We start from the raw sequence: 12936 nt of genomic DNA on the forward strand, positions 1-12936 counted from the left end.
AGGCACTCGCGCAGACGATCTTCGGTTGCCGACTCGTCAGCGAGGATCTGGATAGAATTGATCCCACTTAGACCTATTCGGAGAATGATTTCGGGCGGTCTATCGAGGTCGCCGAGTTCCGGAGAGTTGAGATCAGTTACTTCTTGAGATAAGATTGCTGCCACCATTGTTTGCTCCGTTCTGCCGTGTTCGAGTTAGCGCTCGGGCACGGCGTTTTTATTACTGCTCCTTTTTGGGTCCAGTCGCACTTCGTCTATCCGATGTGACTGCGTGCATTGCAGAACGCCTCTTGGCGAATGCTTCGACGTCAGGGCGACGAAAGACGCGAACGCCAGTTGCAGTTCGATCGGCTGGAAGTAATCCAGCTGACTCGTATCCGCGTATCGTATTCGGGACAACATCAAGCAGCCGTGCAACTTCGGCCGTCGTCATAATGGGTGAACTCATCGTGAACCTCCCTCGTTGTTAGCCTGCTCCATACAGCAAGCCCATTCAGATAGCATCCAGATTCCATCGATTCTGGCGAAAGGTTCCTGCGGAAATTACTCGATGTTATTCAGGTAGGCGAAAATGCTTTGTGGGGCAAAGAGATTGCCGATTCTGAGATGGCCGGGAGAGTTTAGGAGTCGGGTGATTAAGGGAGAGGCTGTTGGTTAACGCAGGGGAAGGCAGTAACCCATGCTGAGGGCCCTTTTCGGGCGGTCTCAAGCATATGCTTGGCGAGTTGCAATAGTTTAGTACCGCGATCTTCCAACATGAAATACTCTGCGGCTCGGCCTTTCTTGTCTGTAGGAATTGGCTGAAATGTTCGGGCAAGTTCACCCAGCTGGCGTGGTGAGAGCGGGTTTCGTTTTAATCGGTGATCATTATGGGCCATTAGGGCTTCTATCATTCTGTGGATCGAGTGTTTTCGCCCTCCACCTGATGAACGAGGCTTTCCACTGCGTTTCTTGATTCCTTGAACGGCCTCCTTTACTCCACTGAGGATATCGCGTTCACGGGCAGAGGGATCGATGGCCAGGACAAGAGTTGCAGGATCGTGAAGCGGGAAATAACCTGAGAAGTCGCGTGCGTCACCAAGGCGCTTATCAGGAAGATGCTCTCCTGGGGATTTGACTGTAATCACGCATCGAATACGGTCAAGTTCTGCTGGTAAATATAAAACTCGTCTAGTCCTAGGACGCCGTCCTCCTAATCCCAACTCCCAGAAATGATGCCCAGCTTTAGCGTACTGAAGATCTCGCTGGAGCTTTTCTTGTTCCTGTTCTGTCAGGTTTGTAATCCGCTTTAGACTCTCAAAGTAGAGAGCTTGGAGAATGAGTTCTTTAGGCGGATCCGCCTTGTGCGATTGCACGGTCATATCCTCCCCTGGCGAGGCTCCTGGATTGGAAGAGCGGAGGCGCGGCGCCCAGGATTGCGCCGCCGCTTCGGAGATCAGCCGAAGCGTTGCCTGCTTGGACGTAGCTACCATCCCTGGACGAATGGCGCAAGGTGTTTTGTCATGCGACTTGTGACGAGGCTTCTACTCCTCGCAGAAACCGCCACACGGTTCGAGAACTCACCCCTACCTGCTTGCCGATAGCTCCCATCCCGAGACCTTTCTGCCGAAGCTCAAGAATTCGTGTGCAGATGTCGGGGTCAGTTTCCTCAATCGTTTTACGTCCCCACCGTTGACCCTTCGCTCTGACTCGCTTGATGCCGGCTTTGACGCGTTCTTGGATCATCGAGCGCTCAAATTCTGCGAATACTCCCATCATGCCGAAGAGTGCTTTTCCTCCCGGAGTCGTGCTGTCGATGCCTTGCTGATAGATGAACAAATCAACCTTCTTCGCATGAATCTCTGAAAGGAAATTCACCAAATGAGTTAGAGACCGTCCCAATCGATCGACCGCCCACACCATCACCACATCGAACTCTCTTCGGACCGCTCCTTTCCATAAGGCATCGAAGGCCGGCCGTTGATCCCGGCCTTTGGCGCCACTGATGCCCTGGTCGATGAACTCATGGACAATGGGCCAGCCGTTTCGCTCGGCAACGAGGTGAAGTTCGCGGAGTTGATTCTCGGTAGTCTGGCCGTCCGTTGAAACTCTCGCATAGATTGCAGCTCGCTTGGTTTTGCCGTCTTTCATCGCGTACCCCCATTTCCAATGCACATGCTTTCTACATAGAAATTCGGCTGATGAGATCTCTTCATTTCAGCGGACTTCTGAGTGGACTTTCTTCGGGGTAATGTAAACACGGACTTTCATCCTCCTATTATGTGCGGAGAGGGCGGATCAGCTGGAGGATTTGCCCCGTTGAAGTCTTTCGACTTGGCAGTTTCGGGCCAGCTTCAGCAGCGCCCTCATTTACGAGATCATCTTGTGGGCGATTGTCTGCTACCGATTCATAGCCAGGGGTGGGAGTCCAAGCCGCACCAAATCCGGGAGAGCTTTTGCCCCATCGGGAGTCTCCCAATGCAATTCCAATCAGGGCAGCTACTGCTCGCGTGCGGGTAGGGGTCCAGGTTATCTGTGTGTGCCACGCGTCCAAGAGAGTGATCGTTTTCTCGTCCAACGTGAGTGAAACTCTGCATGTCTTGGGTCGGGGTGTCGTCTCTGAAGTGGCCGGTTCGTTCGGCATGGTGTCTCCTTTCGCTTTCGAGTTGGTCCGCTTGGTTACGTTTTCTTTATACGTGAGCGTTCACGTATAAGTCAACAAATGGTCGATTGACATTTCGTGAGCGCTCAGGTACGTGGTGAGTATGAAAAAGCGAAAAGACCCCGCAGCCGTTGCCCTCGGCAGAAAGGGCGGCAAGAAGGGCGGACCCGCCAGGGCTGCAAAGCTTACCGCAGAAGAGCGTAGTGAAAGCGCCAGGAAGGCCGTTCAGGCTCGATGGAAGAAGGCCAAAGAAAAAGACCTGTCTTCCTAACTATCCGGATAGTTAGCGATGGCGCACAAGGGTAGAGATGTGCGGACGCTTCACCCAAACCGCTTCTCCTCAGGTGATTGCCCAACAATTTGGCGTCACCCCTCCACCTTTGTTCACCTCTCGCTACAACATCGCGCCGTCTCAGCCCATTGCGGCTGTCCGCATTGATCCCGACACCACCACGCGCACTCTTGTCATGCTCCGCTGGGGGCTCATTCCGTCCTGGGCTAAGGATCCCAAGATCGGGAATCAGTGCATCAATGCGAAAGGAGAGACTGTTGCAGAGAAGCCCTCCTTTCGGTCTGCCTTCAAAAAGCGCCGCTGTCTGGTTGTGGCAACGGGATTCTATGAATGGCAGGTGCAGGGGCGCATGAAACAACCGATGTGGATCGGACTAGAGAGCAAGGAGCCCTTTGCCTTTGCGGGATTGTGGGAACACTGGCAGCCCACGGAAGGGGACCCGCTTGAGACGTGTACGATTATCACCACGGAACCGAATGCGCTGATGGCGCCGATCCACAATCGGATGCCGGTGATTCTCCCGCCCACGGCCTATGAGCAGTGGCTTGACCCTGGGTTTCAACAGGTGGAACCGCTCAAGGCGCTCCTGCGTCCGTATTCGGGAGAGGAGTCGATCGCCTACCCCGTGAGTACACTGGTCAATAACCCTCGAAATGATGTGCCGCAGTGCCTTGAGCCGGTCTCGGTGTAGGGAGTAGACTGCACCTTGGCCTGGCTGTGAGGATGCCCGATGCACGTTGACGCGATCTACGCCCCCGATCTTTCGACCCGTTACAAGCTGCCGATATTCCTAGGGCGACTCCCGGCAGGGTTTCCTTCTCCCGCTGACGACTATATCGAGGGTAAGCTCGATCTCAACCGGAAGCTCATTAAGCACCCGGCTGCGACGTTCTTTGTCAAAGTCACCGGCAACTCGATGTTGGGGGCGGGGATTCACAACGGGGACCTCTTGGTCGTCGATAAGTCACTCGAAGCCGTTGATGGAAATGTGATCGTAGCCTCACTGGACGGAGAATTAACCGTCAAACGCCTCTATAAGCGGGACAATGTGCTCCGCCTGCTCCCGGACAATAAAGACTATCAGCCTATTGAGATTCAGGCCCAACAATCCTTTGAGATTTGGGGCGTCGTCACCAACGTGATCCACGCGCTTTAGTGGTCCTCCATGCCCCCCATCTTTGCCCTCGTCGATTGCAATAATTTCTATGCCTCCTGTGAACGGGTCTTTGCGCCTCGCTTAGAGGGGAAGCCCATTATCGTGCTGTCGAATAATGACGGCTGTGTAGTGGCTCGATCGAATGAGGCGAAAGCGCTGGGCATTGCGATGGGGGTTCCAGAGTTCCAGATTCGCCCCCTCATTCGAGCCCATCAGGTGCAGGTGTTTTCCTCGAACTACACGCTCTACGGCGATATGTCGCAACGGGTCATGGAGACCCTAGAGCAGTTCTGCCCGGATCTCGAAATCTATTCGATCGACGAAGCGTTCCTGAGCCTGACCGGCTTTACGTCGCGAAACCTCACTGACTACGGGCGTACCATTCGGGCCACGGTCAAACGCTGGACCGGTCTCCCGGTCTCCATCGGCATTGCGGAGACCAAGACCTTGGCGAAGATCGCCAACCGAATCGCGAAGCGAACACCAGACACGGGAGGGGTCTTTGATTTGCTGGCCTGCTCTGACCGTGACGCGTTGCTCGGCCGGGTGCCGGTTGAAGATGTGTGGGGGATCGGGCGGAATCACACCAGACTCCTGAATCAGCACGGCATCAAGACGGCCCTTCAGTTGCGCGAGGTTGATGAACAGTGGATCAGGAAACATCTGGGTATCGTGGGCTTGAGGCTAGTAATGGAGCTCCGAGGTGTCTCCTGCTTAGACCTGGAGGAATGCCCCGCCCCGAAGCAGAGCCTGACATGTTCTCGGTCGTTTGGGCACCCCATCAGCACCCTAGCCGAAATGGAAGAAGCGGTGTCGTCTTATGCATCTCGTGTAGCGGAGAAATTAAGACGCGGACGACTGGCCGGGACGGTGATGACGGTGTCCCTTACTACAAACGAGTTCAAGGAAGGGCCGCAGTACAGTAACTCCGTGACGCTGAATCTTTCCGTTGCGACGGACTCCACGGCGGACCTCATCAAGTCGTCGCTTCGGGGAATCCGCGCCATCTACAAAGAGGGCTACAACTACAAGAAGGCCGGAGTGATACTCACAAGTCTGGTGCCTGCCAGTCAGACACAAGCCGACCTGTTCGATGCTCAAGACAGAGTAAAGTCCAAGCGGCTCATGTCCGCGCTCGATGCGGTCAATGATCGGTGGGGCGCCGGTACCCTCCACTATGCTTCGAGTGGGATCACCAAGCGCTGGAAGGCACAGTTTCAACACCGTTCGCCAGCCTATACGACGGATTGGGCTGCATTGCCGATCGTGACGGCCTAGTTTTCGCCATATCGGAGCAATGGATTACGATGGATGACCTACTCGGTATTGGTAGGATATTTGAGGCTTTCGAGCGGGGGACGAGAGAATTTCGCGAGGTCACGAAACTCTATTATGAGCCTATCGTAAAGGTGAAAGGGCAGCTTAAAGCCACAGAGCTGCAAATACGAGGTAGAGTGCGTGTAGTCCGTGCGTTACTCGAAGCAGATCGCCAAATTAAGAAGGCTGGCATAAAGAAGCGGACGCTAAATGAAAAGGTCGCACTTCCGATACTTGAGTACGTTTCACTTGAAACAGAGGATGAACTGATTGAGAAGTGGGCAGGCCTTCTCGCTTCATCAACAGCAGGGGATGCGGTTCATCCAAGTTTCCCTCATATCCTATCCCAGCTGAGCGTGGATGACGCACAAATTCTCGATAGGCTCTATATTTGGATGCTTGAGGAAGAGCGTGGTCTTGATTATGCGCGACATAACAGCGGGCAATTGAAACTATTGCTCGGTCTCAGTCACCAGCGGTTCGTGATAGCGACTGAAAACCTATCACGACTTAAACTATGTCGTGACGGTCGTGAAGGGGACGATGCTCCTTTTTGGGCGACACCTTCGAGCTTTGTGGATGACCTTCAGCCGTTGAAGCTTACAGTTCTCGGTCTGAGATTTATTCAGATGTGCAGAGGTCCGAAGAAGATGAAGCGGTCGCCAAAACACTCTCCCAAGAAGCGAAACAATTAGGCTGATTGGTTGCTTGGCACTTCCTGCTTGCTCTAAGTATCTGAGGCCCTCTGTATCCTTCTCTGAGCTCTCGTATCTTCCCCGATACCACACCTTCACCTAACCTTCCTCACTTACCCCATAAATTACCCCACAAACTCCCCACTTTCCCCCTTGTGACACCCTCCCCACGTTCGGCACGCGGGTTGCTGAGATCCTTGTAGGAACCTCACACAAGGAGAACCAGCTATGTCGAATGCCTCGATGTTCCCCACTAGCGCCCCCGTAGCTCCCGGCATCTATATCGACGAGATTGATCCTGGCGCCCCGGACATGCCTGCCGTCACGCGGGAACTGGTCCGGGCCTCGCTAGAGCAAATCTGTGAACGTGAGCTAGCTGGGGTCGTCTATGAGGAGAATACGTCCGAGACCCGAGCGCAGCTCACAGCGACTTTGCGCGGGCATCTTGTGATGCGTTGGGCGAAAGATCAGCTCAAAGGACGGTCTGCACAGGAAGCCTTCTTCCTCCGGTGCGATCACCCCACCACGATGCAGACCGACCTCGACAACGGGTTCCTGATCTGCGAAGTCGGCATGGCACCGGTCAGCCCGTCGGAGTTTGTCGTCTTCCGTATGCTCATCCGATTTGCCCCTCGGTAGTAAGGCCCTCGCCAGGACAAAACAAGCCTGTTAGCATGCGGTCTATGCGTTTTGCCTTGGTGATCATTCTCACGGTCCTTCTCGCTGTTCCCGCGTTCGCGGGAGAATTCGCCGGCCGTGTAGTTGGGGTTATCGATGGCGATACGATCGACGTGCTGCATGATGGCCAAACTGAACGGATTCGCCTCAATGGCATCGATACTCCAGAGAAGGGGCAGGATTATGGCCGGCGGGCGAAACAGTTTGCCGAGGATTTCCTTGCCAAGCAGGAAGTAAGGGTTTTGGCTCATGGCGCCGATAAGTATGGCCGCACGATCGGCGACGTGTTCTTATCGGATGGTACTCACCTCAACAAGGAATTGGTCAAAGCCGGACTGGCTTGGTGGTACTGTCGTCATTCCTCCGATGAATCGCTGAAGCAACTTGAGGAAGAAGCTCGAGACGCGAAGCGCGGTCTCTGGAAGGATCCGGTTCCTATTCCGCCGTGGGTGTATCGTAAACTTCAGCGGAAACAGGTGCCAGACGTGTCTGACTTCGATTGTCCTGGTCAGACAGTTTCTCGGGCTCTCGAGTCCGCTTCAACTGAATCTCTCGCATCTTCGGTGATTGGTAACAGGCGCAGCCATATCTTTCACCGGGCTGATTGTCCCGGCTATGGCAAGGTGTCGGCCGGAAACCGAGTCACATTTGAGAGTATCGAAGCAGCGGAAGAGGCGGGATATCGATTAGCAGGGAACTGTCCGTGAGGGTTTATGTCTAAATCGTGGGTAGCCTTTGCATTAATGCACCCGCATGGGGTCATTCCCAAAAGCCTTGCTCTGCCGTATCAGCTGAGTGAGGGGGTTTCATTACAGGCGGCCCCTGATTGCACCGCAATACCCGATGTGATCGACGGTCTTCGGGAGCAAGTTGGAGAAACGATAGTGGCGGATGGTTGCCATCACTGCATAGCTATAGAGTATTGCTCGGAGAAATCACCTTCGCAAGGATTGGGGCAAGCTCCAGTCTGGTCCGAACACGACGACTCCGAGCAACGAATACGGCTTGCCCATTTAGCGTTCTGGCTTGTTCGCCCAACAGCACTGACCTTCACCACAGTTGTTGTCGCTGAGATGCATGACATCGCGTGGATTACCGCTGCAATTCATACTTACGGCCCTACCTACGGATCAGGGGAAGCTGCACAAAGTGAGCTTAGCTCAGAGGACCTGGTAGGCGTAAGTAAGACACTCAAGGCTCTTGATGCCGTATCACGTGGGAAGGCAATTCATACAGCTGCTCTGCTTATAACAAAAGCGCTCTCCGATCCAACTGTAGAATTCCGCTCTCTTCTCATGTGGCTCGCAATGGAAAGCCTCTTTGGCACTTCTGATACAGGTGAGGTGACATTTCAGTTGGCCCAAAGAGTAGCCTTCTTTTTGGAATCTGATCGATCCAAGGCAAAGGAAACATTCAAATTGGTCAAGGCTTGCTACGATATAAGATCGAAGCTCGTCCATGGATTCAAGGTGACCAAGATCAGCGATCAGAAATTCAACGAGTTCACGTTGAATTCTGAAACGCTTCTCCGCAGGTCTCTATTAACCATCCTCAACGACAATTCAACTATTGAAAATATTGACGGAGCTGGAAGAGACTCCTATCTGAACGGCTTGGCATTTAAGTGAGACTAGCCCGACCAATACCTACGTTCGAGGTTGGCGAATAGAAGGGCTTTGACGATGGCAGTTCGACGGATCACCTCACAGGATGCAAAAGATGCTTCTCAATCGGCTGACACCTTCCCCGGTTCAGTCAGTGGGACCTACCTGAGGGTGACGGGTCACGATTACATGGAGAATTTTGACCTTCCGCCCCAGATCCAATACGACGTGATCTATCTCCTCACCTCCGGCCGCTTTGCGTGGCTGAGTTATTGGTCGGGGTTTGTATACGGTCGACGAGCGGGAAGGTTCACTCGCCAGGGAGCGGATATACAACTCGAAGGCCGAGATACGCTCTCTTCCGATTGCATCAGCGAAAATCACGAAGGGAAACCATTCATACAGGCCTTGCAGCTAAAGCAACGCGAGGGGAAGCGTGTGTTGGTTGGGCCTCTTGGAGAGTACTCGTACCTGGGTTTCCGTGTGTTTATTCCCTTTGAGGGCTTAGGGCAGCACCTCTTTCCCCGGAGTTGGGATGAGTTAGAAGAATGGGTGACTCGCTTCATTCGACCTTGCGTTTCTTGACGAGAGGTACTCGATGAACGGTCTCAATAGTCTCGGATGGCAGATTCACGACCACCTCAAGCAGCATCGCCCAAACATGTTCCGGGCATTGAAGGCCGAGGGACGGCTGAATCAGTACGTCCTCGATCAGCACAAAGAGCCAGCGACAGCCTGACCTTCCTGGAACAGCAGGGGATGTATCCGCACGAAGCGATGGAGATGATTCGAGATCAAGTCTTCCCGCCGAGCGAGGAGGACGTGCCGAATCTCGGGGAGACGATGCAGCCGTACAGCGACAAAGCGCCTGATATACAGATAAGGTGATCAGTAGAGAGCTACTCGAGGTACACGGAGATGCACCATGCGTTTTGCGCTTGTGTTGACCATTCTGTTCCTAAGCGGGTGTGCCACTGATGGTGGATTGACCAAGGAAGACCAATCTAGGCAAGCCATTCGCAAGCAGGCCTATACGGCTCCGTTTCCCATGCCCGATATGACAGCCCAGCCGCAGTTTAACGATCCGGACGCCTTTGCCTTGCAGCCTGGACCTGTCGGATCCAAGTATTTGAATGCTGGTCCTGCACCAGCGGAATCGGACGCTGAGGGAGGGGCAGCCGCGTTAGTGATGCCGCCAGCGACCGCTCCAGCGCCTCCTCAAGCGGCTAGACAGCCGGCCACTCAGCAACCGCAAGTTCCGCAGGAACCAGAATGGATGACGCCGGCCAGAAAGAAGATGTATGAAAAAGCCTATGAAGCAGGCCGGCAGTATCGTGAGCAGTACATCGCGGCAAAACGTCCGGTATTTCGGCTAAAGTACCGTCACGAATACCCCACGATGTCAGACGAGGAAGTCGAGGTGCTAGTGAATGATGCGCTTGAGGATGGGTTACGCGAAGAGGCACGACGCCGCAGTGCTGGGTCTGTCGTGAAGCCTTCCGTCAACTGTACGTCGTCCCAGGTGGGAAGCTACACCTATACGGACTGCTATTAGCGAGATTCTCTCACTGCCTTGGCTTGTCGCGTCTTGTTATGCCCTGGCCGCTTGGTTTTCACCGTGGAATCCCCGCAGGCTTCCTCACTTCAACGTCCTCACGGCTTCCTACTCTCGGCAGACGCCCCGTGCCTATTCTGGATGCTCCCACGCATATTGAAGCAGCGATAGGTAGACCGCGAACACTTTCGATGTCTCCGTTCCGCCCACCCGTACCGCGACTCGCGCAGAATACTGCCACATGTCTTGAATGAAGGGGTGCTGGTCAAGGATCGTGCGGAACTTGGGAAGCTCGAAGAATGGAACGGTGTGTTCGAGCTGGACCACGGCTCGCTCGGCATCCTTCGCCAGTGCCTTGAGTTGTGCGCCTTCAATATCACAGAGCTGATTGAGCGCCTTTCGAGTGGTTTCTACCGGACAGCCTGAGGCCTGGGCATCTTCTTGCGCCGTGCGCTCCAATTCCTTGAAGATGATCGGCCACGGTGCCCCGGTTTGGTAGATCTCCATGACCTCATACATGGGCATGAGCGTTTGCTCTGAAAGATAGTGTGCCAGGTCGATCGCGGCTTCCATAACTCCTCGTGTCCTTTGGAAGCGAGCCTAATATCCCGTTCTCATGCGTGGTCGACGCATGAAGGGGGGCGATGCCAACAGGGCGGCAGGGCTCACCATCGGTGGTTTGGCTGCTGGGGAAGGTCTCGGAGCTGGTGTCGATGCCTGACCAACCTCAAATCTCGATAGCGGAATCCCCAGCTTCCCAGGCGTCTCGATGGGTTGAGACGAGGGGATGCGTGGCCGGGTGGCCGTCAGTTGGGCCGCCTGCTCCGCGTCCTCATAACTCGGTCCCAGTCCGGATGGGCCCCGATTCCATTCATTTTGACCCATCTGCCAGCCCTGTTGGACAGCAAGACGATCGAGGTGCATTTCCCTCTGTTGCTCGATGTATTTGTCTTGCTGTTTCATCTGCATGCCTCGAATGAACATATCGGTTACCATTCCCACGCCTCGTTCAACCCCTTGCCCGATTCCATATGAACTCATACGCGCCTCCTTGGTTAATAAACTGCCCGACTTACTATGTGATGTCCTGACCTGACACCTTCGAGATCATGAGTCGCCGTGTCCTATTTGTTTAGGCTCCATCCGTGGCCCGACCATCGCCTTCTTCCTTATCCGCATGAACTCTTTAAATTCCTCATCGGTCAGCTTCGAGAGATCGAACTGTGCCGGAGGAGCGGACGGAGACTGTTTCATCTTCTCTCGCGGAATATCTCCCACCAGCTTCGAGTAGTTCATAATCGCGCTCTGCTTATCGACAAACCTGATCCTCGTGACAAGACTTACTGGATCGACTTCATAGGCCGCAATCGCTCGGCGAGCATGCTCGGGCATCGCCCGAAGGGACAACGGATGGCCAAAGTTATCGAAACAATCGGCGGGATCAAGGAACATCGCACAGGCCAACTCTGTGAGTCGATTTGCCATGGTCTCTTGCACTTGTGCCACCACTGGTGCACGAAGTTCTGTGATCCTTGTCCGAATCTTGCCCATCTTTGCCAAACGGCATGCCTTTTCGTTGATCGTTTTCTTGCTCATCTGTTTGGGCACATAGGCCACTCGGTATGCCTCGGTCAGCTTCTGGCCAATCACGATCTCCTGACAAAAGCGTTCCTGTTTGGATGTCAACTTACTCACTCCGGCACCTCCCGATGTATCTTTTGGTGTATGGAAGATGACCCATTCGAAACCTGAGCATGGGCCAACTCATCATGTCCGCAATACTCAACCAGCAGATGCCGGCCGATCAAATCCGGGACACTCGAACAATGCTTCAGGCGATCGTGCCCGGACACAGGGCCGCATGGATCAAATTTGGCTCCAGCGAGGAGATCGCCGACCTTTTCAAGCGGAGCGCCGTACTGCAGGGCTACGCTCATCAGGCGGGCAATGACGTCGTAGAGGCCAATCAACTCAGAAGTGCAGTCCGGACCTTTGAGCCTGAGGAAGATTTCGGCTGGTTGAGGATCGTCATGCACGCTGAGGTAGAGCGTCCGCTGCCCGGAGATGCGAACTTTCTGGATGACGTGTCGTCGACGAGCGGGGAGAACGAGACGTTGGCTCATGACGGCAGCTCCTCGCCAGAAGCCGCCGTATCTGTAGTACCGTCCTGAGACTTAGATTTCTGGTTGCGGCTGGTTGCGGATTCGCGTATTTCTTGCCTGCTTTTGCCTCGATCTGCCGAGCTAAGTGCTTGATCTTGTTGATTGGCTTGATGGTCACATAAAATTCGAAACCCGTCACTCACCCCATCTCGTTTCCTCATAGGCTGTTGACGATTGGCCGATACCCCGATGCGTCAGTTCGGTAACGGATGCGTGGGATACGCTCCTTCGCTGGCACGTACCCTCGTGGGGTTTGCGCGTGCGAAAGGAATCTGTCCACGCCATTGTTCCGTATGGAGTGATAGGGTGGTAGAGTGTAAGGGTTATTTGGGACGGTTTAAACAAGGAGGTCGTGATGCAGATGGTAGGACGTATCGGAATGATAGGACTCGGTATTGCGCTGGTGGGTGTACTCGGCGGCGCGCCAGTGTTTGCGGCAGATGCGCCGATCGAGGACGGATCGAAGATCGTGATCACGTCTCCGAAGGACGGCGATACGGTCGGCGATACCTTTGAGTTGAAGTATGAAATGACCAAGGGATCCGAGATGGGCCACGCCCACGTGTACCTGGATAATCAATATCAGAAGGGCTTTCCCGGAACGTTCAAAGGGGTGAGCAAGGGCAAGCACCAGATCACGGTGACTGGCGCGAACAAGGATCACAAGCTCGTCTCCGCCACACAGACCATCACAGTCGAAGTCCAGTAACGATACAACCCGACTACATCACCGCCGCCAGGGTTTTTTACTGAAAAGGCCCTGGCGCGCGCCCATTCCTGATATTCCCGCGCTTCCTCCCAGTTGACTCTTCTCTCGCTAGAACGTAGCTTCTCTCC

At 54.4% G+C, this 12936-nt stretch carries 18 protein-coding genes; 11 read left to right on the plus strand and 7 right to left on the minus strand.

Annotated features, from left to right (window positions below; translation table 11 throughout):
- Positions 1-219 precede the first annotated feature (219 nt).
- The 3 genes from NITLEN_RS18855 to NITLEN_RS08000 form a co-directional block, all read right to left on the minus strand.
- Positions 220-447: a MerR family transcriptional regulator gene (locus tag NITLEN_RS18855; protein ID WP_121989069.1), complete on the minus strand. Its 228-nt coding sequence runs from the start codon at positions 445-447 to the stop codon at positions 220-222.
- A gap of 187 nt (positions 448-634) precedes the next feature.
- Positions 635-1360: a hypothetical protein gene (locus tag NITLEN_RS07995; RefSeq protein WP_121989070.1), complete on the minus strand. Its 726-nt coding sequence runs from the start codon at positions 1358-1360 to the stop codon at positions 635-637.
- 139 nt (positions 1361-1499) lie between these two features.
- The gene (locus NITLEN_RS08000; RefSeq protein ID WP_121989071.1) at positions 1500-2129 is read right to left on the minus strand and encodes a recombinase family protein; all 630 of its coding nucleotides are present in this window, start codon (positions 2127-2129) and stop codon (positions 1500-1502) included.
- A gap of 614 nt (positions 2130-2743) precedes the next feature.
- Here NITLEN_RS08000 and NITLEN_RS18095 point away from each other — a divergent pair.
- From NITLEN_RS18095 to NITLEN_RS08045, 10 genes are all read left to right on the plus strand, one after another.
- Positions 2744-2911 (plus strand): hypothetical protein, encoded by a 168-nt coding sequence (locus NITLEN_RS18095; protein WP_181416765.1) that lies wholly within the window; start codon positions 2744-2746, stop codon positions 2909-2911.
- Between the two features lie 37 nt (positions 2912-2948).
- Positions 2949-3623 (plus strand): SOS response-associated peptidase, encoded by a 675-nt coding sequence (locus NITLEN_RS08005; RefSeq protein ID WP_121989072.1) that lies wholly within the window; start codon positions 2949-2951, stop codon positions 3621-3623.
- 39 nt (positions 3624-3662) lie between these two features.
- Positions 3663-4088, plus strand: coding sequence for a LexA family protein (locus NITLEN_RS08010; protein ID WP_121989073.1), 426 nt, complete (start codon positions 3663-3665; stop codon positions 4086-4088).
- 9 nt (positions 4089-4097) lie between these two features.
- Positions 4098-5366 carry a Y-family DNA polymerase gene (locus tag NITLEN_RS08015; protein WP_121989074.1) on the plus strand — a complete coding sequence of 423 codons (1269 nt, stop codon included), beginning with the start codon at positions 4098-4100 and terminating at the stop codon, positions 5364-5366.
- 29 nt (positions 5367-5395) lie between these two features.
- Positions 5396-6100, plus strand: a complete 705-nt coding sequence (locus NITLEN_RS08020) for an Abi-alpha family protein (RefSeq protein ID WP_121989075.1) — start codon at positions 5396-5398, stop codon at positions 6098-6100.
- A 228-nt stretch (positions 6101-6328) separates the two neighbouring features.
- Positions 6329-6739, plus strand: a complete 411-nt coding sequence (locus tag NITLEN_RS08025) for a hypothetical protein (RefSeq protein WP_121989076.1) — start codon at positions 6329-6331, stop codon at positions 6737-6739.
- A 44-nt stretch (positions 6740-6783) separates the two neighbouring features.
- Positions 6784-7485, plus strand: coding sequence for a thermonuclease family protein (locus tag NITLEN_RS08030; RefSeq protein ID WP_181416720.1), 702 nt, complete (start codon positions 6784-6786; stop codon positions 7483-7485).
- Positions 7486-7491: 6 nt separating this feature from the next.
- On the plus strand, positions 7492-8406 hold the full coding sequence (locus tag NITLEN_RS08035) for a HEPN domain-containing protein (RefSeq protein WP_121989078.1): 915 nt from the start codon (positions 7492-7494) through the stop codon (positions 8404-8406).
- A gap of 574 nt (positions 8407-8980) precedes the next feature.
- Positions 8981-9121, plus strand: coding sequence for a hypothetical protein (locus NITLEN_RS18100; RefSeq protein ID WP_181416721.1), 141 nt, complete (start codon positions 8981-8983; stop codon positions 9119-9121).
- 186 nt (positions 9122-9307) lie between these two features.
- A complete protein-coding gene (locus NITLEN_RS08045; protein WP_121989080.1) occupies positions 9308-9937 on the plus strand; it encodes a hypothetical protein in 630 nt (209 codons plus the stop codon).
- Between the two features lie 132 nt (positions 9938-10069).
- Here the strand turns inward: NITLEN_RS08045 and NITLEN_RS08050 are convergent, their stop codons facing one another.
- The 4 genes from NITLEN_RS08050 to NITLEN_RS17880 all read right to left on the minus strand — a co-directional run bounded on the left by NITLEN_RS08050 (position 10070) and on the right by NITLEN_RS17880 (position 12060).
- Entirely contained in the window at positions 10070-10510 is a 441-nt protein-coding gene (locus NITLEN_RS08050) for a hypothetical protein (RefSeq protein ID WP_121989081.1), read from the minus strand.
- A 27-nt stretch (positions 10511-10537) separates the two neighbouring features.
- Positions 10538-10978: a hypothetical protein gene (locus NITLEN_RS08055; RefSeq protein ID WP_121989082.1), complete on the minus strand. Its 441-nt coding sequence runs from the start codon at positions 10976-10978 to the stop codon at positions 10538-10540.
- A 66-nt stretch (positions 10979-11044) separates the two neighbouring features.
- A complete protein-coding gene (locus NITLEN_RS08060; RefSeq protein ID WP_181416722.1) occupies positions 11045-11632 on the minus strand; it encodes a terminase small subunit in 588 nt (195 codons plus the stop codon).
- Positions 11629-12060 carry a TSCPD domain-containing protein gene (locus NITLEN_RS17880; RefSeq protein WP_146216137.1) on the minus strand — a complete coding sequence of 144 codons (432 nt, stop codon included), beginning with the start codon at positions 12058-12060 and terminating at the stop codon, positions 11629-11631. Before NITLEN_RS17880 ends, NITLEN_RS08060 begins: the two co-directional genes overlap by 4 nt.
- Positions 12061-12454: 394 nt before the next feature.
- On the opposite strand from NITLEN_RS17880, the gene NITLEN_RS08070 reads away from it, so the two are divergent.
- Positions 12455-12808: a hypothetical protein gene (locus NITLEN_RS08070; RefSeq protein ID WP_121989085.1), complete on the plus strand. Its 354-nt coding sequence runs from the start codon at positions 12455-12457 to the stop codon at positions 12806-12808.
- Positions 12809-12936: the final 128 nt, after the last annotated feature.

This window comes from Nitrospira lenta, from assembly GCF_900403705.1.
Lineage (GTDB): Bacteria > Nitrospirota > Nitrospiria > Nitrospirales > Nitrospiraceae > Nitrospira_D > Nitrospira_D lenta.